Origin of the sequence: Coleofasciculus sp. D1-CHI-01, assembly GCF_040218875.1 — a bacterium.
Classification (GTDB): domain Bacteria; phylum Cyanobacteriota; class Cyanobacteriia; order Cyanobacteriales; family Coleofasciculaceae; genus Coleofasciculus.
The window spans coordinates 1-24,417 of the sequence record NZ_JAVJQP010000153.1 but is presented as its reverse complement, the minus strand read 5'-3'; the positions used below and the strand labels follow the sequence as shown (position 1 = coordinate 24,417).

The window sequence follows — 24,417 nt, the reverse complement described above, 5'->3', positions numbered from 1 at the left end:
GTGGTAGTTAACCCGGATTTGATAGTAGACAAATAAACCAAACCCCCTATTGTAATTTCGCGATCGCGCCTTTTTCAACTAACAGTTTTCCCGTCTGTAAATCCTTGACTGTCGCTACTAGCACCCGCCGTTCATCTACCTCAAACTGAACCGAAATTCGGTCAACTCCCACCTGTCCCGGTGGATCTAAATGTGCCACACAAACCTGTTCGCGATCGCTATCCAAGGAACGATATGCCGCTTGCTTTGATAACTGACTACTGGTCATTCGTCCTAAACTATCATAGGTCACTTCAGCTTGTGCCATTTCCGCCACTTCGCCAATATCCAAACGTATTTCCCGTTGTCCTTCCAGGGCGACTTGTAACGTCAACGGTTCCCCCCGTTCACAGGGATATTGTATCCCTTTTTCAAATAATGTGAAATAGGAATAACTTTTAGCATAAGGTTCCCATAAGCGAATGGCATAACTGTGGCGCAAATAATCATCTACACTCGCCACTTGATTTAACGCTAACGCCCCATGCGCCACGGCTTCAAAGGGCTTATCTAACTTAACCTTTGTCTTGCCAAAATAAGACCGAATTAACTGTTGTACAGCGGGAATTAAACAACTCCCTCCCACTAACAACACCTGTTCAATATCACTCTTACTAATTCCTTTCCCTAGAGCAATCGTTAAAACTTCATCCAACGCTTCCCGCAATTGTTCCAAAAACTGGCGATTTTCCAGAATCTCTTCTAACTTATCCCGATCCAGTTGCAAGTTGTATGAGGTAAATGTCTCCTCATCTAACCAACTTTCCTTCGCATCCTGAGTATTGGATAAGCGAATTTTTAACCGTTCAGCTAACTCCAATAAATTCTGCCAGCCCACCTCACCAATCTCTTCCCTTGACCATCCTTGCTGATACAAATAGTCTTCAACGATCCAACTATCCACATCTTCCCCGCCGATGTATGCATCGGATTTCGCCAACACTTCTGCCCGTAATACTGTTTCGCGATCGCGCTTGGCTGCATCCAATTGGGGTTGACCGTGAGCGAAGCCGAAGGGTGCAGTGCGAACTAAACTTAAATCAAGTGTTCCACCCCCAAAATCCACCACTAATACTAAGGAACTGGGACGCTGTACTGCATAGCCTAACGCCGCTGCTGTGGATTCATCTACTAGTTTAATTTGTTCCACATCTAGGCGACGTGCCACCTCGCGAAACCAATCTAAATAGCGCTCGAATGCACCCACAGGTACAGTTAAAATTAGCTGATAAGGGTTAATTTTTTGGGCTTTGAGTTGCTTCCAGATAGATTGGATAAATTGTTCGGAAACCGATTCAGCCGTGTAAGATTCACCATTAATCAGACGAGGCGGCGGTTGAAAATCAGCCGCTAGATCTCGTTTAAAGCCTTTGAAAAAGCGAGAAGGTTGAGATTGTCCGAGGCGCTGAGAACGAACTTGTTCTCCCAGAAGTATTTGGTTATTGTCTTTGATAAAAACTAAAGTAGGGATGACGGGGATATCTGGCTCACTTGAGTTCGTTTTAAACAGGCGAGAGAGTGAACCCAGTCGGATAGTTTTGGGACTATTGGTATCGGCTTCAAGTATACTGACAACTGTGTTGCTTGTACCGAAGTCAATGGCAACTGTATTGGTCATTTGTCAAAACACTGATTTCACGGATTTATTGGAGAGATAGGGGTAGGGAGGTGAAAGCTTATTGACACTGATTACACAGACAAGTTTGTTCCATCATCTTTCTCATCTCTATCATCTCTATCATCTCTCTAGTGTGACACTCCCCTCGGTAGCGTACGACTGACTTTAGCGGGACAAAGTATTCGATCATTATCTCGATAGCCGACAAATCGAATATAAACGAGTTCTCCTTCTGTGATATCGTCAACATCAGGTTGGTGCAGTTGGGAATTATAAGGAACCTGTTCCCAAGGTTGACCAATGGGTTCATATCCCCAATTCTGGATTAGATTTTCTAATGGAGTCAAGAGGGCGACTAAATTTTTAGCCGGTAAATCCGGGCGTTCTTCAATCATCCGGCAAGCGGTGGGATAATTAGTCAGTAGGGGGCGTAGTTGTTCAAAGGTGGTATCTTGGATATCTGTCGATAATTGCTGCGATCGCGCTTCAATTTCATACCGTAGCCGCTGACATTGTGCCTCTAATTGCTCGATTTGAGTGGAGTCAGCAACTGAAGCTGAGGCTGAATGGTTTTCAGGTCTTTTTTTTGGACCAAAGCGACTAATAAGGAAAGTGGTGAAGACAAACCACAGCAGCAAACCTAGCCCCAAGAGGTTAGGATCATGAGCCATGTTACCGCTCCTGTTAATATTGATTTAGGCTCGTGGTTTGATCTGTAGTTATGGTTTCGTCACCTTCATAGTATTCTGGCAGCAATTCTTGAGTTTCTACATCTCCGAGATCCGCTTCAATTCCTTTGGTGGTTTCGGTACAACTTGAGCCAGTCGCACCAATTACGGTTTCGGTGATTTTGCCATCTTTGCCAATGCGATATTCGATCTTTTGATACTCTGCCATAATTCTTTCTGAACCCAATAATTAACTACAGTTTAAAGGACTGAGGTGCCATGCCACTACACCCCACACCCCACACCCCACACCCCACATCACGGCAATGGTGGATTATTGGCACGATACCAGGCATCAAGTGCTAGTTGATGCACCTCCCGCCAGGATAAATTATAGTCTCGTGCGATCGCGGCACAGTCTTCATATTCCGGTTGGACGTTGGCGATGGCATTTTGAACTCCTGAGGCGCGACTGGCAACTTTTACCCGCACCACCCCATACGTCGTCTCGACTCCCTGAATTGCCCGTTGCAAAATCGTGCGTTGCTGGGTAAAGTGGCGAATACCCAGGGTTGTGGTTTCCCTAAATAAAATATCTTCACAAACGGTTAATTTTTCCGGTGGGCAAATCACTGTGAGTAATATCCCAGGACGAGATTTTTTCATGCCAATCGCTTGGGTAAATACATCCAACGCCCCAGCATTAAATAACACCTCAAAGACATACCCAATCACTTGGGGATTTAAGTCATCAATTTGGGTTTCTATCACACAAACCGTTTCTTGGCAAGGGTCATCATTGATGAGATTAGCTGTATCTCGTCCCTGAAGCTGAATCCCAAACTCGGAGGCTTCTCCAATCCAGAGTCGCAGGATATTGGGAATCGCTAATTCAATGCTTCCCGCGCCATGACCAATTTTGTGCAGAATCATCGCCGGAGGGGGTCCAAATTGAGTGGCAAGGGTAACCGCAATGGCTGCACCCGTGGGTGTGACTAATTCGCGATCGATACCGTTACTATAAATAGGGACTTGCCGAGATTCCCACAATTTTAAAACAGCAGGAACAGGAACAGGCAATCGACCATGGGCAGCTTGTACTGTACCGCCTCCTGTGGGTAAGGGAGAACAGTAGAGTCGGTCAATGCCCAACCAATCCAACCCCAAACAAGTGCCGACAATATCCACTAAGGCATCTGTCGCGCCTACTTCATGGAAATGCACGGTTTCGGGTGCCATCCCGTGAACAGCCCCTTCTGCTTCCGCCAAGTTGCGAAAGATTGCCAAACTCCAATCGACGACTTGTGAAGGTAATCCGGCGGTTGTAATTAGGTGTTCAATATCTGCCAGGTGTCGGCTATGCTCATGGTCTGACGGTTCAGCGTGATCATGGTGATGGGCTTGAGTGAGCAAATTCACATGGACTTTAGTGGCTAATTGACCTTGGCGGTGGACTGATTCTGACTTTAACCAATACTCATGGTCAATTCCCAACCCTTTTAACTTTTCACTTAAATACTCTAACGGCACTCCTGCTGCCACGAGTGCCCCTAAGCACATATCACCAGCAATTCCACTCTGACAGTCAAGGTAGGCGAGCTTTGGCATTATGTTTTGAATCCTGAAGGGTCTACGTCTATTCTAGGGAACGGGGAATGGGGAGCTGGGGGAGCTGGGGAAGCTGGGGAAGCTGGGGAAGCCGGGGGAGCCGGGGGAGCCGGGGGAGCTGGGGAAGCTGGGGAACACCTCGACTTCGCTCGGCGTGTCAGCTGGGGGAGATTGTGTAGGGGCGGGTTTCACTACTATCTTTTTGGTTGCACCCAGATGTAACTAAACCCGCCCCGACTTTACGTAGCTTGCTTCTCAAGGGAGCGAGTATGACTAATGACCAATGACCACTAACGATTAAAAATTCTTTAAGTATTGTTACTTTGGCGTGGTATGATCGCCTATGGCTAGATGCAATCCAGCCAAATTTAGATGGACTAGCGTTTGCTGCTGCCTGTGAACTTGTCAGACAACTCTGTACAACCTAAGCCCACACCGGAGGAAAGTCCGCCAGGGAGTTCTCAGACTTCCCCTGAAAGTTCCTCAATGCAAGAGTACTACCAACTTAAACAAACGTTGTTGGCGGTGACTCTAGTAATGACAGGGGTGATTTTTGTCTCTGTCTGGATTTTCTACTCACTCAACATCGCCTTGAATTATTTGATCGGGGCGTGCGTTGGTGTGGTTTACTTGAGAATGTTGGCGAAAGACGTTGAGCGGTTAGGTGTCCAAAAGAGGCGTCCGAGTTCGACTCGGTTGGCTTTATTGATTGGGCTATTAGTCGTTGCCAGTCAATGGCAGAGTTTACGCATTCTGCCCATATTTTTAGGATTTCTGACGTATAAAGCTGCGCTCATTGCTTATATACTGCAAAGCACCTTGTTGCCTACGTCGAAGTAAGTTCCCGTTATCAGGACAGCAAACGCTTCCGAAAAGTAGGGTGGGCTACACCCGAACTCAACGCCTGTGGACAAAGGAGTAAACTCCCTTGGATGAAGCAGGAAACAGACTTAGCAATTGTTCGATGGACAATTGTTAATCCGTTCTGTGTAGTCGTTTCAACCAAAGGATAGAAGATAGCTGGGGAAATCTCCGGATGGAAATCATAGATGGTTTGGCGTTCTATAATGCTTTCCCCCTTGCTGAATTAGAAGTTGGTCAGCATCTGTACTGGCATATTGGTAATTTGAAGGTTCATGGTCAGGTGTTTATTACCTCCTGGGTCGTGATTGCCATTCTTGTCATTGCCTCGATTGCTGCTACCCGAAACGTTCAGCGCATTCCTAGTGGGCTCCAAAATTTTATGGAGTATGCCCTGGAATTTTTGCGGGATTTAGCCAAAAATCAGATCGGGGAAAAAGAGTATCGTCCCTGGGTGCCCTTTGTGGGGACGTTATTTTTGTTCATTTTTGTGGCAAATTGGTCTGGGGCACTTGTTCCCTGGAAGCTGATTGAGCTGCCCGAAGGTGAATTAGCGGCACCAACCAGTGATATTAATACTACAGTGGCGTTTGCGCTGCTGACCTCCTTAGCGTATTTTTACGCGGGTCTGAGCAAGAAGGGCTTGGGGTATTTTGCTGGTTATGCCCAACCAACTCCCATCCTGCTGCCGTTTAAGGTTCTGGAAGATTTTACCAAACCTCTCTCCCTCAGTTTCCGTCTGTTTGGCAACATTTTGGCAGATGAACTGGTGGTGGCAGTATTGGTGCTGTTGGTTCCGCTGTTCGTACCTCTCCCGGTGATGGCATTGGGTTTATTTACCAGTGCGATTCAGGCGCTGATCTTTGCTACCCTAGCAGCGGCTTATATCGGGGAGGCGATGGAAGATCATCATTAGCGATTTAAGGCTAGTGATCAAGATTTGCTACTTCCGTCTCGTGAACAATCCAAGAATTCGGCTGTGTCTAGCGAATTAGTTTAGGGTAAGCGTTTCACGCACGTTTGTTTGTTATTTAGTCAAAAATCAAAAGCGAGGAAAAATATCATGGACCCATTAATTTCTGCTGCATCTGTTATTGCTGCTGCTTTAGCTGTTGGTTTAGCGGCAATTGGTCCGGGAATTGGTCAAGGAAATGCGGCGGGACAAGCTGTAGAAGGGATTGCCCGTCAGCCTGAAGCTGAAGGTAAAATTCGGGGGACTTTACTCCTGAGTTTGGCATTCATGGAAGCGCTGACAATTTACGGTCTGGTGGTTGCTCTCGTCTTATTATTCGCTAACCCCTTCTCGTAACGCTTTATGCCACAAGAGCATTCAGACCCTAATGACTGTGGTCTGGATGCTGTTGACATGGAGATCTCACACCTATAGAAGATAGAAGATTGCTATCCCATCCCAACTGAAAAGCTAACGATTTTGTGCGCTGTGGGATTACCAAAACATCATGATACATTGGACAATTTTACTAGCTGTTGAAACAGCAGAAGAGGCAGCCACAGAAGGGGGGTTATTTGATTTTGATGCCACCCTACCTCTGATGGCATTGCAATTTTTAATTTTGGTGGCGATATTGAATGCGGTGTTTTATAAGCCGCTTAGCCAAGCCATTGATGGACGGGATGACTACATCCGCCAGAACCGACTAGAAGCACAGGAAAGGTTAAAAAAAGCTCAGAATCTGGCAAAACAGTATGAGCAAGAACTAGCGAACACTCGTCGCAAGTCACAAGAGACTATTGCCGCTGCTCAAGCTGACGCTCAGAAAATAGCGGCTGAAAAAATGGCTCAAGCTCAAGCGGAAGCCCAGGCACAACGAGAGCAAGCCCAAAAAGAAATTGACCAACAAAAAGCTGAAGCGATGACATCCTTAGAACAAGAAGTGGATTCGCTTTCGCGTCAGATTCTGGAAAAACTTGTCGGACCAGAGTTGGTTAAGTAATGTCGGCTTTATCAGGGTAGCGAAGCAGGGGGAAAGCGAGAGGTTAACCCCTAGTCTTTTGTCGGTGGTGTGATCAAAAATAACGCCGGACAAAAATTCTAGCCCGTTTAAACGTTACCCAGCGTTAGCGGTAAAGCCGCATAGCAGTTCTCAATTCAAGCAGGTGTATATGGCTATTATGGGTAGTTTTTCAATGTTAGCTACCGCCGAAGGAGGCTTTGGTCTCAACCTCGATATTTTAGAAACCAATGTAATTAATTTGGTGATTATTATCGGGGTACTGATTTACTTTGGGCGATCATTTTTAGGGAATACCCTATCGGAGCGACGTTCCAGTATTGAAGAATCCATTGGCGATGCCGAAAAGCAGCAGAAAGATGCTGCCGCCGCCTTAGCGGATGCCCAGCAAAAGCTGGCACAAGCGCAAGGGGAAGCCGAAAAGATTCGGGCAAAAGCAGAAGAAAATGCCAACGCCGCTAGAGAATCAATTTTGGCTGCATCGGCTAAAGATGTGGAACGGATGAAAGCGTCAGCCGTTCAGGATTTAAACTCAGAACGGGAACGTGCGATCGCACAACTTCGCCAGCAAGTGGTCGCCCTAGCGATGGAGCGTGTCGAGTCCCAACTTAAAAGTCAGTTAGACGAATCGGCACAGCATACCTTAGTTGACCGCAGCATCGAGCGAGTAGGAGCCAGATAATCATGAAAGGAAGTTCATTTAGTGCTGAGGTGGTTGAGCCTTATGCAGAGGCTTTGATGTCTGTGGCTCAAGAACATAACCTCGTGGATAAATTCGGTGAAGATGTTGCCGCGTTGCTCGATACTTTGAAAGAATCAGAGGAATTGCAGCAATTTTTAGGGAATCCGATTGTCAAAGCCGAGGACAAAAAAGCTGTCTTACAACAAATCGGCGGTGAGCAACTTCACCCCTATCTGGTGAATTTTTTAAAGATTCTTGTAGATCGGCGGCGTATTCTGTTTCTGGCAGACGTATGTAAGCAGTATCAGGCACTTTTGCGAGAGTTAAAACAAGCGGTTTTAGCTGAAGTCGTCTCCGCTGTTGAACTCAATGACGACCAAAAGCAGGCGGTGCGTCAAAAAGTTCTCAACATGACCAATGCTCAAGATGTAGAACTAGAAACCCAAGTTGACGCCGATTTACTCGGTGGTGTGATTATTAAAGTGGGGTCTCAAGTGGTTGATGCTAGTCTGCGCGGACAACTGCGTCGTATTGGTGTGAGCTTGAGTCGCTCGACTTAATGGTCATCGTTCATGGTTCATGGTTCATGGTTCATCGTTGATGGTTTCTGAACATGACGTAGCTTGCTTCTGGCGCAAGCGAGTAGGACGAATGACAAAAGACAAATGACAAAAAATTAGAGGGATTAGTTGAATGGTAAGCATTAGACCCGACGAAATTAGCAGCATTATTCGTCAGCAAATCGAACAATACGACCAAGAGGTCAAAGTCTCTAACGTGGGTACCGTCCTGCAAGTCGGTGACGGCATTGCCCGGGTCTATGGTTTAGACCAGTGCATGGCTGGGGAACTGGTCGAGTTTGAAGATGGTACAGTTGGGATTGCCCTGAACTTGGAAGAAGATAATGTCGGTGCCGTACTTATGGGTGAAGGGCGCGACATCCAGGAAGGGAGTTCTGTAACCGCAACCGGGAAAATCGCTCAGGTTCCCGTGGGTGAAGCACTAATTGGTCGTGTCGTCGATGCCTTAGCACGACCGATTGATGGCAAGGGAGAGATTCAAAGCGGAGAATCTCGTCTAATTGAATCCTCGGCACCGGGTATTATTGCACGGCGTTCCGTGTATGAACCCCTGCAAACAGGGATTACCGCCATTGACGCCATGATTCCCATTGGACGGGGACAACGGGAGTTAATTATTGGCGATCGCCAAACCGGAAAAACCGCGATCGCGATCGATACGATTCTCAACCAGAAAGAAGAAGACGTTATCTGTGTGTACGTCGCCGTGGGTCAAAAGTCATCCACCGTGGCTCAGGTTGTCGATGCCCTGGAAGAGAGAGGGGCATTAGATTACACCGTTGTCGTTGCCGCTAACGCCAGTGACCCCGCCACCCTGCAATATCTGGCACCCTATACCGGAGCCTCTATTGCCGAATACTTTATGTATAAGGGCAAAGCGACCCTGGTTATCTACGATGACCTATCCAAGCAAGCCCAAGCCTATCGCCAGATGTCCCTGCTGCTGCGTCGTCCACCGGGTCGGGAAGCCTATCCTGGGGATGTATTCTATCTCCACTCCCGCTTGTTAGAACGGGCAGCTAAGTTGAATGACGACTTAGGTGGGGGCAGTATGACCGCGCTGCCAATTATTGAAACCCAAGCCGGTGACGTATCCGCCTATATTCCCACCAACGTGATTTCGATCACTGACGGTCAGATATTCTTGTCGGCTGACTTATTTAACTCCGGTCTACGTCCGGCGATTAACCCTGGTATTTCTGTATCACGAGTGGGTTCTGCCGCCCAAACCAAAGCCATTAAAAAGGTAGCTGGTAAACTCAAACTGGATTTGGCACAGTTTGATGACCTGCAAGCCTTCGCTCAGTTTGCTTCAGACTTAGACAAAACCACCCAAGACCAATTATCACGGGGCGCACGGTTACGGGAACTGCTCAAGCAAGCCCAATACTCACCCTTAGCCGTGTATGAGCAAGTCGCGATCGTTTACGCAGGTCTCAATGGCTACTTAGATGACATTGACGTGGAGAAAGTTAGCACGTTTGCGAATGGACTGCGGGATTACTTGAAGACCAGCAAGCCCCAGTTTGGTGAAATTATCAAGGATAAGAAAGTTATCACCGAAGACGCCGAAAAAGTCCTGAAGGAAGCCATAGCTGAGTACAAGCAGACTTTCTTAGTCTCTGCGTAATGCGTTCATCGTTCATGGTTCATCGGTAATACGCCATGAACCATGGACAATCAACAGTTAACAATAAACAAACTATGCCTAATTTAAAAGCGATTCGCGATCGCATAAAATCCGTCAAAAATACTCAGAAAATTACCGAAGCGATGCGTCTGGTGGCAGCGGCGAAAGTGCGTCGCGCCCAAGAACAGGTGACATCCACTCGTCCCTTTGCCGATCGCTTGGCGCAAGTCCTCTACGGGTTGCAGAATCGTCTCCGGTTTGAAGAAGCTGATTTGCCTTTGCTCAAACAACGGGACGTCAAGTCTGTTGGCTTACTCGTCGTGTCCGGCGATCGCGGTTTGTGTGGTGGTTACAATAACAACGTGATCCGCCGTGCCGAAAACCGCGCCAAGGAACTCCAGAAAGAAGGCATCGACTACAAATATGTCTTAATCGGGCGCAAAGCCATTCAATACTTTGAGCGCCGGGATCAGCCGATTGACGCCAAATACACAGGCTTAGAACAAATCCCCACCTCCACCGAAGCCTCAATGATTGCCGATGAATTGCTCTCGTTGTTCCTATCAGACACCGTGGATCGGGTTGAACTGGTTTATACCAAGTTTGTCTCCTTAATTAGTTCTCGCCCCGTGGTACAAACCTTGTTGCCTTTAACCGCTCAAGGATTAGAGGCACAAGATGATGAAATCTTCCGCCTCACCACTCGCGGCGGTGACTTTGAGGTGGAACGGGAAAAAGTGACTACAGAAAACCGCCCCTTACCCCGTGACATGATCTTTGAACAAGATCCAGTCCAAATTCTGGATGCCTTACTGCCGTTGTATTTGAATAACCAGTTATTGCGGGCATTACAAGAGTCAGCCGCTAGCGAATTAGCTGCCCGGATGACGGCGATGAACAACGCCAGCGATAATGCGACTGAATTGATTGGCACGCTCAGCCTGTCGTACAACAAAGCGCGACAAGCTTCCATTACTCAAGAAATTCTGGAAGTCGTTGGCGGTGCCAGCGCTCTTGGTGGTTAGCCGTAGGGGAGGTAGGGGCGCAATGCGAAAGCGCCCGCGCCCAGCACCTATAGTTTAATATTTATGTAGAGACGTAGCCTGCTACGTCTCTACCACTAATATCGCCCCTTCCCAATAATTGCCAGAAGCTGATGAAAACATCAACAGAGCAAAATACCTCAACCTTATACAATCAAGATTATCACCTCTGGCTAGAGACAACGATACAACAACTCCGCTCCAGAGAATTTACCCATGTTGATTGGGAAAATTTATTGGATGAATTGGAAAGCATGGGAAAAAACAATAGAAGAGCGGTTAAAAGTCTCTTGACCCGACTTTGGGAACACTTGCTCAAGCTGCGTTACTGGGAATCAGAAAAAGAATACAATAAAAATAAGTGGAAATCCGAAATCACTACATTTCGGCAACAGATTCGAGATGAATTGTCAGATAGTCCCAGTTTAAAACCTTACTTAGTAGAAATTTTCCCTAACACGTATCAGGATGCCAAAAAAGTCATAGCGCGTTTAATGGATAAACCCATACAATTTTTCCCAGAAGTTCCTCCCGCATCGAGTGAAGATGTGTTAAAGGAAGATTGGTTTTTTGAAGACTTGTAGGGGGTAGGGGCGTCATTGGTGTAAACTTGAACGCCCGATTTTGTCACCCCCTTGATTGCTTGGCTGCTATTCCCCATACCCTACACCCCATTCAGCACCCATAAAGGGGGTAGTTAACCAGGATTTGGTATCAATAGGGGCAGGTTTGACTATGATCTTATGTTTCCTGACAACAGATGTGAATAAACCCGCCCTGCTCCCAAGAATTAACCCACCCCAAACAAGAATGTAGAGACGTAGCATGCTACGTCTCTACAGTGTGACGGATCTGAATTACCAGCCCGTTTCAGCTTGCTCTAACACATAAGCCGCAACGTCTTCAATGTCGGAATCGCTTAAGCGTCCGATAAAGGCAGGCATAGCCCCTTTGCCATTTTTGGCTTGGTAGACAATCTTCTCGATGGAGTCCATGCCATACTTCTCCAAGGCATCCTTTTTCAGGGTTTTCTGTGCCATAACAATGTTGTTGCCCCCTATATGGCAAGCGGCACAGTTGGCAGCAAAGATTTTGGCACCCTTTACCGTATCAGCAGCTAGAGCCGGACGGCTGAATGCCAAACCAAACACAGCGACGGCGAGTAAAATGATGGACAGAATTTTCTTCAAAGTAGTTCTCCTCTTCTCAAAACAGACAGTAAGTATTATTGCTCAATTATGAATTGCAGCAATGTGGGACAGAATTGACCTAATTCATCAATCCGATGCTATAGGCATGATGCAATAGTGTCTGCCTTTCTACAAATTTTACCAGGATACGCGCCTAATCCAGAGTTTCGTGCCAAGTCAAATAGCCGAGACGCCGGGAGCAGGGAGCTGGGGGAGGATGTAGAGACGTAGCATGCTACGTCTGGGAGCTGGGGGAGAAAAAATTAAATTAGAGCTTGAACGATGAATCAGCAATCCGGAACATTGATTAACTTTCAAGGAAAGATTAAGTTTGAAAACGGTTTGTAATAAATCTCATACTATTTGATACAAAACTCAAATTTTCTCGATTTTTTTTACGATAAATACCGCCAATTGGTGAAGTAAATCACATCTTACTGATTAAAAAACACATAAAATATCCTCAAAGCGGTGGTTAATCCGTGAATCTAAATATATTTAGTTAAGTAAAGGGAAACCTAAAATGACAGCAAAAAAGCTTCATCAGCAAGAGAGTTCTTATAATTGTCAAACCAAGGGACGAATGAATACAGGATTCAAAGACGCTGTAGGCATAGAAAGTTTAGCGACTCTAGGGATTGGACAACAAAGCTTTGTGAATAGGAATTTGGAGCGAACACTTAAAGAATTATCAGATTTAGAATTTGCCTTAGATCGAGCCGCAATTGTGGCACTTACCGATAAACAGGGTGTGATTCGCTATGTCAATGATAAATTTTGCGAACTATCACAATATCGTCGAGAAGAGTTAATTGGCAAAACCCATCGCTTGATCAAATCGGGTCATCATCCGCCAGCATTTTTTAAAGAATTCTGGACGACGATCGCATCGGGCAAAGTCTGGAAAGGCGAAATCAAAAATAAAGCTAAAGACGGAACCTATTATTGGGTGGATACTACTGTTGTTCCTTTTTTAAATGAACAGGGAGAAATCTACCAATATTTAGCCATTCGCTTTGATATCACCGAGCGTAAGCAAGTCGAGGAAGCCTTGCAACAATCGGAACTGAAGGCGCGACAACAGGCTCAACAACTCGAAGAGGCATTGGAGAAGCTTAAACTCACCCAAAGTCAACTGATTCAAAGCGAAAAGATGTCCAGTGTGGGTCAACTGCTGGCTGGAATTGCTCACGAAATTAATAATCCGGTCAATTTTATTTACGGAAATCTGGTGCATACTCGCGAGGATGTGAACACTTTGTTACAAGTGTTGGCGCTTTATCAGAAACATTGCCCAATGGAGATACCGGAAATTCAAGCGGTTGTTGAGGAAGAAGATATCGAGTTTATTGTTGAAGATTTACCGAAAATGGTGTCATCGATGCAAGTCGGAGCCAACCGGATTCGAGACATTGTGTTGTCTTTGCGAAACTTCTCACGGCTGGATGAGCAACAGATGCAACGAGTTGATATTCATCAAGGGTTAGAAAGTACCTTATTGATTCTGCACAATCGCCTCAAAGCCAAAGCGGAACGCCCGGAAATTGAGGTGATTAAACAGTATGGGGAATTGCCACCTGTAATGTGTTATGGCAGTCAGCTTAATCAAGTGTTTATGAATCTGATCGCCAATGCGATTGACGCCTTTGAAAATCAGCCAGAACCGCGACACATTACAATTTCCACTGCGGTAAAAAGCGGAGAGGATTGGCAGAAGCCGGGGATGGTGTTAGAGTGCGATCGCGCTTCTCAGACGCAGTGGGTGGTGATTACCATTGCTGATAATGGACCCGGAATGCCAAAAGCGACTCAGGAGCAATTATTTGATCCCTTCTTTACAACCAAACCCACGGGCAAAGGGACAGGGTTAGGGTTATCCATCGCCCATAATATCGTCGTGGACAAGCATCAGGGTCAAATCCGCTGTATTTGCCAGGAGGGAAAGGGAACCCAGTTTATCGTGGCGATTCCCTTGGTGCAGTAGGGATGGGGGAGATGGAAGCAGGGGGAGCAGGGGGAGCGGGGGGAGCAGGGGGAGATGAGGGAGATGAGGGAGATGGGGGAGATGAGGGAAATTGTGTAGGGGCGGGTTTGACTACTATCGTTGGAAATGGTGCGTTACGCTACCCTACCCTTCGGGAACGCTGCGCGAACGGGAACGCTGCGCGAACGCTAACGCACCCTACACCCGCCCCGACTTTACGTAGCTTGCTTCTGGCGAAGCGAGTATGACATAAGACGAATGACATAAGACGAATGACAAATAACGAATAATAAATCTGCCAAAATAGGAACAAAGGGTTTAAATGCACAGGCGATGGCGTGGACAATAGGGCAGAAACTACACAATGGTCAATACACCATTGAGAAAACATTAGGCAAGGCGGGTTTCAGTATTACCTACCTAGCGACAGACGCACAAGGAAACGAACTGGTGATCAAAACGCTGAATGAGGATCGACTCAAAAAGCTGACTCCTTTACGTCGGGAAAGTCTCAAATGTAAGTTTGTCAATGAGGCGCGGCGGCTAGAAGGCTGTCGGCATCCTCATGTCGTCAAGGTGTACAAGACATTCGTTGAAGGACAGTTTTTTTGTCTGGCGATGGAGTTCATTCGGGGAAAGAGTCTAGGGAACCTGTCTCAACGAGTGTTACCCGAAAAGGAAGCGTTGAGTTATATCCAGCAGATGGGGGAAGCGCTGATCGCCACCCATCAGCGGGGATTGCTACATCAGAATGTAAAACCTGCCAATATTATGGTGAGGGCGGGTCAATATCAGGCGGTACTGATTGATTTTGACCTAGGCGGGAAATTTGAGTATCCCTTAACCTTGGGATGGCAAGATGAAGTTTTTGCCCCGATTGAACTCAAGTCGAAGACGCGATCGCGCGGAACCTTTACGGATGTCTATTCTCTGGCTGCAACGCTGTATGTACTCTTAACCGGGAAGCTACCCGCCACCTCTAGCGATCGCCAAAAGGGTAAGGCGGATTTAATTCCCCCAAAACAGATTAATCCTCAAATTTCTAAGCGCGTCAATAAAGCGATTTTGGCGGGAATGAAACTCGAACCAGAAGCACGTCCCAAGTCGGTGCTGGATTGGTTAAAATTGTTGGGACTACAGCGAGATGGTGTGATTTCTGGATTAGGCAAAAAACCCCGTTGGGCGATGGTTGTTGGGATTTTAGGGGTAGTTGGCATTGTTGCTGGCGTGGTATCTGCCAGTCTTGGCGGAACAGGATTTTGGGATAATACTATTCCAGAATCCTCTCCAGACGGCAACTCCTCCACCTCATCTCCCTTATACTTAAAATCACTAGAAACCGAAGAATAAGTGGGTGGACACAATTAAAGTTAACGGTTGAGATTAGGGAACAGGGAACGGGGAACAGGGAACAGTAAGGGTTTGAGGTTAATCTACAAAACTTAATACAGTACCGTTTTCTTTTGTCCGACTACTTATAGCAGTAGACACATCGATTAGGACTTTCGGCACCATTGTAGAGACGTTGCATGCAACGTCTCTACATAAATGATGTGTCCTAACCGCTATGGCGGTTGCTATAACTCTGCGATGATTATTAGATACAGCATATTTCAGGTTTCTAAGCAAGATCCCCGACTTCTTGGAGAAGTCGGGGATCTGTCTGTGTCCCTCAGTCGCTTTAAGTTAAAGGAATTTCTAAGATAAACTCGGTTCCTTGACGCGGTACAGAAACACACTGAATATTACCCTTGTGTTTGTCCACGATAATCTGGTGGCTAATCGCTAACCCCAAACCTGTACCACTTCCCACAGGTTTAGTCGTAAAAAATGGGTCAAATATTTTTTCTTGTATCTCCTCACTTATGCCGATTCCATTATCAGAAATCCGAATCACGATAAACTCCGGGGCAGCAGGAATAGCACTTGAAAACCCTTGACTCTCAATACGGCTCGGATAAGCTCTAAGTTTAATTTTTTCTCCCCCAGCTCCCCCAGCTTTCCCAGCTCCCCCAGCTTCCCCTGCTCCCCCAGCTTCCCCAGCTTTCCCAGCTCCCCCAGCTTCCCCAGCTTTCCCTGCTCCCCCAGCTCCCCCAGCTCCCCCAGCTCCCCCAGCTCCCCCAGCTTCCCCTGCTTTCGTCTTACTTTGCCTGAGTTCGGTGCTAATTTTAATCGTGGGAACCAATCCTAATTCGGAATTGTGAAATTTGCGATCGGCTTGCAACGCATCAATCGCATTTTCCATCAACATCATAATAACTTGATTGAACTGACTGCTGTAACAGGTCACTAAGGGAAATTGACTATACGCTTTAATCACTTGAATATTAGCTTCCCGCAAACGGTGTTCTAATAAAACCAGCGTTGTATCAATCCCCTCATGAATATTCACCGCTTTCTGTTTGGCTTCATCCAGCCCAGAAAATCGCCGTAGTGATGTGACAATCTGATGAATTCGATTCACACCGACATTCATAGAGTGCATTATTTGCGGCAGATCCGCTTGTAAGAACTCTAATTCAATCTCTTCTATACAGTCTTGAATCTCTGAATGAGCCTCAGGGCAAACATCCTGGTACAGTTGAACTAATTTAAGTAAATCCTCAAAATATTGACGAGCGATTGGAATATTTCCAGCAATAAACGTCGCTGGATTGTTAATTTCGTGGGCGACTCCGGCAACCATTTGCCCCAGACTAGACATTTTTTTGGATTGCACCAGTTGAGACTGAGTTTGTTTTAATTCCGATAGCGTCAGTTTCAGTTCTCGTGCTTTTTGCCGTTCTCGTGCTTCCGATTGTTGCAGTTCTGCTTCAGCTTGCATGCGTTCCAGTTCCGCCCCCGCACGGGCGATAAAAATCTGTAAAATAATCCGTTTTTCAACGGATAGTGGCATTTTTTTATCGTCTAACACTGCTAAAATACCGATCACATTCCCCTCAGAATCTTTCAAGGGACTGCCAAAGTAGCTGTGAGCATTAATTTCTTGTAAAAAGCGAGCCTGGGGAAACAGGTGTTGCAGGTTTTGAGGATAGTGGCAATCGTTACCCGCCAATACATTTTCACAGGGAGTATCTTTCAGATCATGCTCAATGTTTTCATGCCAAGTTTCACCCGTCCAATAGGATAATGTGCGAACTCGCGTACCCGCAGGATTGGCAAATGTCGCAATTAAGGCGTAACGAACTTGGAGAACTTCCGCTAAATAACGCACACAAGAATGCAGGAATTCATCCCCTGTGGTGGGGGCGGTTCCTTCTGCTAGTAATCGCAACGCTTCTTTTCGCCGCTTGCGTTCGGTCACATCCACGGAAATACCGAAAAGTTGAATCACTTGTTCTTGGTCATTAATAATTGCTTCTCCTCTGGATTCAACATAGCGAATTTGACCATTAGGACGTACAACTCGAAACTCGATATCGTAAGGTTGTCCTGAGGCGATCGCCTCCTGCACACTGTCTTCAAATAGGGGTTGATCATCGGGATGAATGCGTTGAACCACGTCTTCGTAGGTAATCTCTGACTGGTTGGGATCAAGTCCAAAGATACGATCTTGTTCCCTTGACCAAGTAATGCGGCGGGTACGGACATCAAATTCCCAATTCCCGATTTGAGCAATTCTTTGGGCTTGCAAGAGTGACGCTTCACTTTTACACAATTTGGCTTCAGTGTTTTGGCGGTCTTGGATTTCCTCGGTTAATCGGGCATTTTCTTGCTTCAGTTGCCGTTGTAGTCGTAAGATGTGTAACTGATGCTCGATTCGGGCTAAAACTTCTTGGATTTCAATGGGTTTACTGATGTAGTCAGCCGCGCCCGTTTCAAAGGCTTTGACTTTATCCAAGGTTTCCTTTAAGGCGCTGATAAAAATAATCGGAATGGCTTGGGTTTCCGGATTGGCTTTTAACTGTTGACAGACTTGATACCCATCCATGTCGGGCATTAAAATATCAAGTAAAATTAAATCGGGCTGCATCAGGTCAACAGACTGAAGTGCCTGTCGCCCATTCAGGGATACTCTGACGGTATATCCTTGTTCGATTAAAAGTTTTCGTAAAACACTTAAACTGTCAGGAGAGTCATCAACGATTAAGATGGTTTCTTTTGAAATGTTATTTTGGCGGGTTAAGATTTGGGGACTAGAAAATAATCTTTTGATCATTTGTTAAATTTAAGCTTGTTGTGCTCAATCGCTGTGTCAAAAGACACAGACGGCAATATTTTTTAATGGGAAAATGCTATATTAATTAGCATTTACTTTTTTTATGCCATTAAAATTTAGTCGTAGTCGTGACTAAATTTTATTCTGTCATCCTAATTTTCCAGAATGTTGCACCCTATCTGACCCCTGGAAACGATAATCTAGGGGATGTATTCGTTTTACGATTCAAGAGGAAGAGTATAAGAGACTGAATTTCTGAGGTTCCGTCACATTAGTCATAACGTCAGCGTTTTGACCCGGAGGATTTATTGCTTGAAGTTATATTAACTAAATTTGAATACCAGATTCAATTATACAGCAGATATCTCAAAATCTTTACAAAATCTTTACAAAACTGCTCCTTCTATGAAAATTCGTAAATCGGGCTTGGTGTAAATCGGGCTTGGTAACCAAGCCCCTACTAACCCTCACCGTAATTATGGGTATTCAACCGGACATGATATGACTTATGGCTGGTGGGCAATGCCCACCCTACTGGCTCACCGATTTTATGGGCGCACGCCATGCGCCCCTACATTGGGATTGGTTGGGTTTCGACTTCGCTCAACCCAACGGAATTTATAGCTGAGGTTCCCTTACTACAAGCCGATCAAGGTTAATAGTTCCTCCAACTCGAATCGATTGGTTAACTCAGCTAAGGCATTGGCAAGAGACTCGTGAGAGGTGCGAATTTCCTCAATCAGACTCAGCATCAACTCAATATCACCCAATATTGTCGCTTGACTAAAAGCCTGTAGCCAATCGGCGGGTAAGACAGCTAGAGAGTCTGGGGTTAAGGAATGGGCTTGGGTTTGGCTGGGTGGAGTTGATGTTGTTGTGTCTTCATAAACATAGTTCACACCCAGATGCTGGTGAATCGCCTCAAAAATCTCCCCATCCCGGAAGGGTTTGCGAATAAATCCATCACACCCGATGGAGAGAACAATTGCCTTCTCGGAGTCGAGACTGCTAGCGGTGACGGCAATAATCGCCGTGGCTTGCCCTTGAGTGGTGGCTTTAATTCGTTGCGTGGCTTCATACCCATCCATAATCGGCATCCGCATATCCATAAAGATTAAGTGAGGTTGCCAACGCTGCCAAATCGCGATCGCGTCTTTGCCATTTGTCGCTTCTTGGAGGAGAAATCCCAGGGGATTGAGGAGTTGGATCAGCAGTTTGCGGTTATCGATCTGATCATCAACAATTAGAATTCGATAACAGGGTTGGTTCGGTTCTAAAGCAATAATACGTCGTTGAGAGTGTTGGCTGGGAACGTGAGTTGCTTGTGCTAATTTAACTCTAATCTCAAACCTAAAAACAGTACCTTGTCCCACTTGAGACGCCACTATCATATCACCGCCCATGAGTCGGACAAATTCACGGCTAATCGATAACCCTAAACCCGTTCCTTCCTGATGCTGTTTCCCGGTTTGGCTTTGAGCAAATGCATCAAAGATATTCTCTAATTCCGCCGCCGCCATTCCCGCGCCTGTATCTTCAATTTCAAACTTGAGGGATATATTGTCTGCTTCATTAGTTGTGGACGTTTCCCCGGCATCGATACCCCGTGAAACTCTCACCGATATCCCGCCTTCCTGAGTAAATTTAAAGCCATTCGAGAGTAAATTAATCAACACCTGGCGCAGTTTCACCACATCGGTTTGTACATATTGAGGCACTTGATCGGAGTAATCAAACAGTAACTGTAATCCCTTGTCCCTTGCCTTAATTTGAAACAATTTTTCTACGTCGTGCAACAAGGCATACAGGTCAAAAACGGTTTCATTTAGGGTGATCCGTCCCGCTTCAATTTTGGATAAATCTAATACCTGATTGATTAGGGTGAGTAGATGTTCGCTACTGCGGTAAATAATATCAACATTCTCTTGATAGTCAGCCGGAAACGTGCTACTGCGCTGCATCAATTGAGTAAACCCCATAATCGCGTTCAAGGGGGTTCGCAATTCGTGACTCATATTCGCCAGGAATGTACTTTTCGCCCGGTTCGCTGCTTCAGCCGCGTCTTTGGCTTCTGTTAATGCCAGTTCGATTTGTTTGCGATCGGTAATATCTTCCGCAATCCCGACAAAGCGGTAAGTATTTTGATGAGGAACCGGAAATGAACGAGCGCGAATCCAACGGATTTCTCCATTGGGTCGAGTAATTCGATAGACTTGATCAAAGTCAGTCGCATCCTGTAATTGTCGTTCCATTGCAGCAACCGTTGACGGATAGTCTTCTGGGAAAACGGAGTCTAACCAAGAACGAGAATTGTCATACAAACTTTGACGAGTTCTCTGCCAAATTTGTTCGTAGGCGGGGTTAATATAGAGCATTTCTCCGCTGTGGGAGAGAATAAAGAAAACATCTTGGATATTTTCTGCCAATTGGCGGAATTTTTCTTCACTCTCCCGTAACTGTTGCTCGATCAATTTGCGATCGCTAATATCTTGCACCGTGCCAAACAGTTGAACCACCTGTCCTGATGAATTAAACACGGCTTCTCCTTTGCCAAAAACATACCGCATTGAACCATCACTCAGCAAAATTCGCATTTCATTTTCGTAGGATTTTCCTTGGGTAATGGCTTGTTCAACATAATGCTGAAACAGGGCAACATCATCGGGATGGATTTGTTGCACAAGCTGTTCGTAGCTGGGTTCACCTTGACTCGGATCACGTCCGTAAATGCGGAAAATCTCATCCGACCAAACAATTTTATGACTGTTTATATCGAATGACCAATTGCCTAAATGAGCGAGGCGTTGAGCTTCATTGAGTTCTACTGTTCGTTCGCGAATTTGAGTCGCTAAAGTCTGGTTATAGTCGGCTAAAATCTGCTCCGTTTGCTTACGTTCCGTGACATCAAAAAATGTGGCGATCGCGGCGACAATGGTTCCGGTTTTATCCCAGATTGGGGTGCCATAGACTTCTAGAGGAATCCTGCGATCGGGTAAGCGAATTTCTATGTCATCAACTCTCACTTTTTCACCCTGAAATGCCCGAACCAGAGGCATTTGTTCGACAGGATACAAGTCTTCACTTCCCATCTGATAAACATGAAAGGTTACCGATAAGTCTGCGGTTGTCGCTTCCGGTAACGTTTCCATCCCCAAGAGTTGCTTTGATGTCTGATTGGCGTAGATAATTTGTCCGCTAATATCATGAACGGATACCCCAACTGGAATCGCTTCTAGGATTTGGTTCAGGCGGTTTTCACTCTCAATTAATGCCGTATTTAGAGTCTGAAGTTCAGTAAACGAGGTTTGCAGTTGAGTTGCCATCTGAGCAAAGGAGTTCGCTAATTCTCCGACTTCATCGTGGCGCTGGATTACAATAGGGTTGTCCCATTCTCCTTGAGCAAGTTTTTGGGCAGATTGGTTTAATTTAAGTAGCGGTTGAGTCACCCAACGGGCAGTGATAATACCCAATCCTGTGGCGATAATGAGAGTGGCGATACACAGGATAATTGTCGTGCGAGTATTCGCATAAATTTGCGTCATAAAGTCCGACTCTGGCACAACCGAGACAATCAACCAATCCAAGCCATAGTCATCTTGATAGGGCTCAACGTGAACAAAATGGCGTTGGGATAAGGTTGGGATAGAATTATCACCGATAAAGGTAAAATTTGCGTTTTGAATTGATGCCAGATTATCCTCTTGATTGAGTAAAGCTTGCATCGTCGTCCGCGTTAACTGCTCACGACTTTCAGTGGCTTTGAGTCGGATTAGTTGTTTGCCCTGAATATTTTTTACAAAAGCCTGTTCTTGCGTTGAGGTGGCGACTAAATTTCCAGAACGTTCTATAATGAATACTTGTCCAGAGCTAGAAATGTCTAATTCTTCCAGGAACGAACTAATGTGATTAAGCATAAAAACAGAATTGAATATGCCTTTAAAAACGCCGTTTCGACCAACGGGAGCAGATAGATCTATCCCGGCAACAGGTAGCCCGACATACGGATAAAGTTCTGTCCAAATCTGGGTGTTTTTCTGAAGGGTTTCTTGATACCAGGAGCGTTTTCTGGGGTCCCAGTTGGGCAGTGTTTGAAGCGTTTTAATCACTTGACCCGCTTGATCAAGTAGAGAATAGATTCGCGTTCCTGGGGCAGTCCCTTTTAACTCAGATTTAATATAAGAACCTGGAGGAGAAATTAGACCTAACTTATCCCGTCCCACCCCAATATGCACTCCTGTGGGACTCGTATAGCCCAGTGCAGTCGGAGCATCAAAGACCTGTATTTGCTGCCAGAGTCGCCTGTAAACTTGATCAACATCGGTTAGATCTAAATCCCCTTGTTCAACCGCCAATTGATTCAGGGCAATAAATTGACGAGATTGGGCAAAATAACTGTTGACGCGATCGCTGACTCGTTCGGCGGTTTCTTCAAGTAATTGGTTTGCCAGATATTCAACGGCTTTTTGCCCACTGCGATAGGACAAATATCCGACTAATCCCACAGCAGTAATAATTTGTAAAACGAAGGGAACAATTAGAACAGTTTTCAGAGAAAATGGGCGATTTTTTTTGATGATGTTTCGCATGATTAGTCGTTGCGTCGAGTATCTTAGGGTGTATTACTTTTGTGTAAGACGTTCACCTAAATGCTAAATAGTAGTATGACGCATTAAAATGGGGTATTCCCCATTCCCTGTTCCCGATTGCCTCAAAGGACAAGTGACGCATGGCAAATGACAAAATTCTCAGTTGGCAAGACATCCGCAACCACCTACAGCACCCTTTGATTTTAGCAACTCCGGTAACTTTACACATCTTCCGTCATGCTCAAAGTACCGTCAATGCCGAAAAGCGAATTGCGGGTTCTCAGGATGTAGACTTAACGCCGCAAGGCGAAGCACAAGCTAGGGTATTAGGAACTCAACTTGATCCAGAGTACAGTTTAGCTTTTGCCTCTGGATTAAAACGTGCCTATAAAACGTTAGATATTGCTATAAATAACGGCAATATTAGCGTGAGCAGCATCCACAAAGATAAGCGACTGAATGAACGTAATTTGGGTGTTTTAGAAGGTTGCAAACTCCGATTTATTCCCGAATATGCGGCTGGCGATTTAAATTATGCACCAGAAAATGGCGAAAGTTATGCCCAATTAGCCCAACGAATTTTCTCGTTTTTGATTGATCTGGCTCAGGTGACACAAACCAGTGACGTGAATAAAGTTATGATTTGTAGTCACATCGGTTCAATCCGCATTCTGGTTGGGATCATCACGGAAAATACCAGTTCGGTGGATGTATTGGGTCAGAAATTTGGTAATACTGAGTTGATCAAACTAGAATGGCATCGTTTAATTATCCCAGATTTTATAGAGAAAGGTGGAATTTTTCAATAAATGAATATGTAGGGGCGGGTTTAGGGACAAAATTTACGGGAAAACCAATAACATTCATACAAAACCCGCCCTACCCCACCGATAACATTCGATTAATCTGTAGGGGCGGGTTTAGGGACAAAATTGGCGAAAAAACCAATAACATTTATCCAAAACCCGCCCTGCGTCACCAATAACATTCGATTAATGGATGCGATCGCGTTAAGGATTAGGATAGATTTCGTGATCTGGTGGTGGAGAAGGGCGGGTTTCGTTGTTTTGTTTGAGGTGTGTATCATCATTGAATCCCTAAACCCGCCCCTACATGATGGGGATGATTGGCGTGCGATCGCCTGAAATCTTAGGATAGATTTCGTGGTTTGGTGGTGGAGAAGGGCGGGTTTCGTTGTTTTATTTGGGGTGTGTGTGATGATTGAATCCCTAAACCCGCCCCTACATGATGGGGATGATTGGCGTGCGATCGCCTGAAATCTTAGGATAGATTTCGTGGTTTGGTGGTGGAGAAGGGCGGGTTTCGTTGTTTTGTTTGAGGTGTGTATCATCATTGAATCCCTAAACCCGCCCCTACAGGATTGGGAGGATTGGTGTGCGATCGCGTGAAGGATTAGGATAGATTTCGTGGTTTGGTGGTGGGGAAGGGCGGGTTTCGTTGTTTGGTTTGGGGTGTGTGTGATCATTAAATTCCTAAACCCGCCCCTACAGGATTGGGAGGATTGGCGTGCGATCGCGTGAAGGATTTAGATTTCGTGGTTTGGTGGTGGAGAAGGGCGGGTTTCGTTGTTTGGTTTGCGGTGTGTGTGATGATTGAATCCCTAAACCCGCCCCTACAGGATTGGGAGGATTGGTGTGCGATCGCGTGAAGGATTTAGATTTCGTGGTTTGGTGGTGGAGAAGGGCGGGTTTCGTTGTTTGGTTTGCGGTGTGTGTGATGATTGAATCCCTAAACCCGCCCCTACAGGATTGGGAGGATTGGTGTGCGATCGCGT

At 45.8% G+C, this 24,417-nt stretch carries 23 protein-coding genes; 15 read left to right on the top strand and 8 right to left on the bottom strand.

All coding sequences use genetic code 11. The features are described 5' to 3' along the window. Nucleotides 1-46: 46 nt before the first annotated feature. The 4 genes from RIB93_RS26720 to larC all read right to left on the bottom strand — a co-directional run bounded on the left by RIB93_RS26720 (nt 47) and on the right by larC (nt 3,933). Nucleotides 47-1,657, bottom strand: a complete 1,611-nt coding sequence (locus RIB93_RS26720) for an Hsp70 family protein (RefSeq protein ID WP_446377369.1) — start codon at nt 1,655-1,657, stop codon at nt 47-49. Between the two features lie 128 nt (nt 1,658-1,785). Further along, nucleotides 1,786-2,328, bottom strand: a complete 543-nt coding sequence (locus RIB93_RS26715) for a nucleotide exchange factor GrpE (RefSeq protein WP_446377367.1) — start codon at nt 2,326-2,328, stop codon at nt 1,786-1,788. A gap of 13 nt (nt 2,329-2,341) precedes the next feature. After that, nucleotides 2,342-2,554, bottom strand: a complete 213-nt coding sequence (locus tag RIB93_RS26710; protein ID WP_446376848.1) for a DUF2997 domain-containing protein — start codon at nt 2,552-2,554, stop codon at nt 2,342-2,344. 89 nt (nt 2,555-2,643) lie between these two features. Next, entirely contained in the window at nt 2,644-3,933 is a 1,290-nt protein-coding gene (gene larC, locus RIB93_RS26705) for a nickel pincer cofactor biosynthesis protein LarC (RefSeq protein ID WP_446377365.1), read from the bottom strand. 6 nt (nt 3,934-3,939) lie between these two features. Here larC and RIB93_RS26700 point away from each other — a divergent pair, with 6 nt between their 5' ends. The 10 genes from RIB93_RS26700 to RIB93_RS26655 all read left to right on the top strand — a co-directional run bounded on the left by RIB93_RS26700 (nt 3,940) and on the right by RIB93_RS26655 (nt 11,287). Beyond that, nucleotides 3,940-4,155, top strand: coding sequence for a hypothetical protein (locus tag RIB93_RS26700; RefSeq protein WP_446377363.1), 216 nt, complete (start codon nt 3,940-3,942; stop codon nt 4,153-4,155). Nucleotides 4,156-4,419: 264 nt separating this feature from the next. Next, the gene (locus RIB93_RS26695; protein ID WP_446377361.1) at nt 4,420-4,773 is read left to right on the top strand and encodes an ATP synthase subunit I; all 354 of its coding nucleotides are present in this window, start codon (nt 4,420-4,422) and stop codon (nt 4,771-4,773) included. Nucleotides 4,774-4,969: 196 nt separating this feature from the next. Then, nucleotides 4,970-5,710, top strand: coding sequence for a F0F1 ATP synthase subunit A (gene atpB / locus RIB93_RS26690; RefSeq protein WP_446377359.1), 741 nt, complete (start codon nt 4,970-4,972; stop codon nt 5,708-5,710). A gap of 147 nt (nt 5,711-5,857) precedes the next feature. Then, nucleotides 5,858-6,103 (top strand): ATP synthase F0 subunit C, encoded by a 246-nt coding sequence (gene atpE / locus RIB93_RS26685; protein ID WP_006102085.1) that lies wholly within the window; start codon nt 5,858-5,860, stop codon nt 6,101-6,103. A gap of 151 nt (nt 6,104-6,254) precedes the next feature. Further along, entirely contained in the window at nt 6,255-6,749 is a 495-nt protein-coding gene (locus tag RIB93_RS26680; RefSeq protein ID WP_446377357.1) for a F0F1 ATP synthase subunit B', read from the top strand. A 169-nt stretch (nt 6,750-6,918) separates the two neighbouring features. Next, entirely contained in the window at nt 6,919-7,449 is a 531-nt protein-coding gene (locus RIB93_RS26675) for a F0F1 ATP synthase subunit B (RefSeq protein ID WP_446377355.1), read from the top strand. Between the two features lie 2 nt (nt 7,450-7,451). After that, nucleotides 7,452-8,009, top strand: coding sequence for an ATP synthase F1 subunit delta (atpH, locus tag RIB93_RS26670; RefSeq protein WP_446377353.1), 558 nt, complete (start codon nt 7,452-7,454; stop codon nt 8,007-8,009). A 133-nt stretch (nt 8,010-8,142) separates the two neighbouring features. Then, entirely contained in the window at nt 8,143-9,660 is a 1,518-nt protein-coding gene (gene atpA, locus RIB93_RS26665) for a F0F1 ATP synthase subunit alpha (RefSeq protein WP_446377351.1), read from the top strand. A 74-nt stretch (nt 9,661-9,734) separates the two neighbouring features. Next, nucleotides 9,735-10,685 (top strand): F0F1 ATP synthase subunit gamma, encoded by a 951-nt coding sequence (locus RIB93_RS26660; RefSeq protein ID WP_446377349.1) that lies wholly within the window; start codon nt 9,735-9,737, stop codon nt 10,683-10,685. Between the two features lie 131 nt (nt 10,686-10,816). After that, nucleotides 10,817-11,287, top strand: a complete 471-nt coding sequence (locus RIB93_RS26655; protein ID WP_446377348.1) for a DUF29 domain-containing protein — start codon at nt 10,817-10,819, stop codon at nt 11,285-11,287. A gap of 273 nt (nt 11,288-11,560) precedes the next feature. Here the strand turns inward: RIB93_RS26655 and petJ are convergent, their stop codons facing one another. After that, nucleotides 11,561-11,893: a cytochrome c6 PetJ gene (petJ, locus tag RIB93_RS26650; RefSeq protein ID WP_446377346.1), complete on the bottom strand. Its 333-nt coding sequence runs from the start codon at nt 11,891-11,893 to the stop codon at nt 11,561-11,563. 523 nt (nt 11,894-12,416) lie between these two features. Between petJ and RIB93_RS26645 the strand changes: the two genes are divergently transcribed. The 3 genes from RIB93_RS26645 (at nt 12,417) to RIB93_RS26635 (ending at nt 15,227) form a co-directional block, all read left to right on the top strand. Continuing rightward, nucleotides 12,417-13,877 carry a PAS domain-containing sensor histidine kinase gene (locus tag RIB93_RS26645; protein WP_446377344.1) on the top strand — a complete coding sequence of 487 codons (1,461 nt, stop codon included), beginning with the start codon at nt 12,417-12,419 and terminating at the stop codon, nt 13,875-13,877. Nucleotides 13,878-13,879: 2 nt separating this feature from the next. Continuing rightward, a complete protein-coding gene (locus RIB93_RS26640; RefSeq protein WP_446377342.1) occupies nt 13,880-14,125 on the top strand; it encodes a hypothetical protein in 246 nt (81 codons plus the stop codon). 85 nt (nt 14,126-14,210) lie between these two features. Next, a complete protein-coding gene (locus tag RIB93_RS26635; protein ID WP_446377340.1) occupies nt 14,211-15,227 on the top strand; it encodes a serine/threonine protein kinase in 1,017 nt (338 codons plus the stop codon). A 331-nt stretch (nt 15,228-15,558) separates the two neighbouring features. Here the strand turns inward: RIB93_RS26635 and RIB93_RS26630 are convergent, their stop codons facing one another. Then, nucleotides 15,559-18,036 (bottom strand): response regulator, encoded by a 2,478-nt coding sequence (locus RIB93_RS26630; RefSeq protein ID WP_446377338.1) that lies wholly within the window; start codon nt 18,034-18,036, stop codon nt 15,559-15,561. 638 nt (nt 18,037-18,674) lie between these two features. Continuing rightward, nucleotides 18,675-22,622, bottom strand: coding sequence for a PAS domain S-box protein (locus RIB93_RS26625; RefSeq protein WP_446377336.1), 3,948 nt, complete (start codon nt 22,620-22,622; stop codon nt 18,675-18,677). A gap of 140 nt (nt 22,623-22,762) precedes the next feature. On the opposite strand from RIB93_RS26625, the gene RIB93_RS26620 reads away from it, so the two are divergent. Continuing rightward, the gene (locus tag RIB93_RS26620) at nt 22,763-23,431 is read left to right on the top strand and encodes a histidine phosphatase family protein (protein WP_446377334.1); all 669 of its coding nucleotides are present in this window, start codon (nt 22,763-22,765) and stop codon (nt 23,429-23,431) included. Nucleotides 23,432-23,554: 123 nt separating this feature from the next. Further along, complete coding sequence (locus tag RIB93_RS26615; protein WP_446377332.1) at nt 23,555-23,767, top strand: hypothetical protein; 213 nt, start codon at nt 23,555-23,557, stop codon at nt 23,765-23,767. 360 nt (nt 23,768-24,127) lie between these two features. On the opposite strand, the gene RIB93_RS26610 is transcribed toward RIB93_RS26615, so the two are convergent. After that, nucleotides 24,128-24,417: hypothetical protein (locus RIB93_RS26610; protein ID WP_446377330.1), on the bottom strand; the 290-nt coding region annotated here is incomplete at its 5' end.

Excerpts from the sequence above, each read along its gene's own strand:
- RIB93_RS26720 (WP_446377369.1), bottom strand. The coding sequence starts at position 1,657 with ATGACCAATACAGTTGCCATTGACTTCGGTACAAGCAACACAGTTGTC.
- RIB93_RS26715 (WP_446377367.1), bottom strand. The coding sequence starts at position 2,328 with ATGGCTCATGATCCTAACCTCTTGGGGCTAGGTTTGCTGCTGTGGTTT.
- RIB93_RS26710 (WP_446376848.1), bottom strand. The coding sequence starts at position 2,554 with ATGGCAGAGTATCAAAAGATCGAATATCGCATTGGCAAAGATGGCAAA.
- larC (WP_446377365.1), bottom strand. The coding sequence starts at position 3,933 with ATGCCAAAGCTCGCCTACCTTGACTGTCAGAGTGGAATTGCTGGTGAT.
- RIB93_RS26695 (WP_446377361.1), top strand. The coding sequence starts at position 4,420 with ATGCAAGAGTACTACCAACTTAAACAAACGTTGTTGGCGGTGACTCTA.
- atpB (WP_446377359.1), top strand. The coding sequence starts at position 4,970 with ATGGAAATCATAGATGGTTTGGCGTTCTATAATGCTTTCCCCCTTGCT.
- atpE (WP_006102085.1), top strand. The coding sequence starts at position 5,858 with ATGGACCCATTAATTTCTGCTGCATCTGTTATTGCTGCTGCTTTAGCT.
- RIB93_RS26680 (WP_446377357.1), top strand. The coding sequence starts at position 6,255 with ATGATACATTGGACAATTTTACTAGCTGTTGAAACAGCAGAAGAGGCA.
- RIB93_RS26675 (WP_446377355.1), top strand. The coding sequence starts at position 6,919 with ATGGCTATTATGGGTAGTTTTTCAATGTTAGCTACCGCCGAAGGAGGC.
- atpH (WP_446377353.1), top strand. The coding sequence starts at position 7,452 with ATGAAAGGAAGTTCATTTAGTGCTGAGGTGGTTGAGCCTTATGCAGAG.
- atpA (WP_446377351.1), top strand. The coding sequence starts at position 8,143 with ATGGTAAGCATTAGACCCGACGAAATTAGCAGCATTATTCGTCAGCAA.
- RIB93_RS26660 (WP_446377349.1), top strand. The coding sequence starts at position 9,735 with ATGCCTAATTTAAAAGCGATTCGCGATCGCATAAAATCCGTCAAAAAT.
- RIB93_RS26655 (WP_446377348.1), top strand. The coding sequence starts at position 10,817 with ATGAAAACATCAACAGAGCAAAATACCTCAACCTTATACAATCAAGAT.
- RIB93_RS26645 (WP_446377344.1), top strand. The coding sequence starts at position 12,417 with ATGACAGCAAAAAAGCTTCATCAGCAAGAGAGTTCTTATAATTGTCAA.
- RIB93_RS26640 (WP_446377342.1), top strand. The coding sequence starts at position 13,880 with ATGGGGGAGATGGAAGCAGGGGGAGCAGGGGGAGCGGGGGGAGCAGGG.
- RIB93_RS26635 (WP_446377340.1), top strand. The coding sequence starts at position 14,211 with ATGGCGTGGACAATAGGGCAGAAACTACACAATGGTCAATACACCATT.
- RIB93_RS26630 (WP_446377338.1), bottom strand. The coding sequence starts at position 18,036 with ATGATCAAAAGATTATTTTCTAGTCCCCAAATCTTAACCCGCCAAAAT.
- RIB93_RS26625 (WP_446377336.1), bottom strand. The coding sequence starts at position 22,622 with ATGCGAAACATCATCAAAAAAAATCGCCCATTTTCTCTGAAAACTGTT.
- RIB93_RS26620 (WP_446377334.1), top strand. The coding sequence starts at position 22,763 with ATGGCAAATGACAAAATTCTCAGTTGGCAAGACATCCGCAACCACCTA.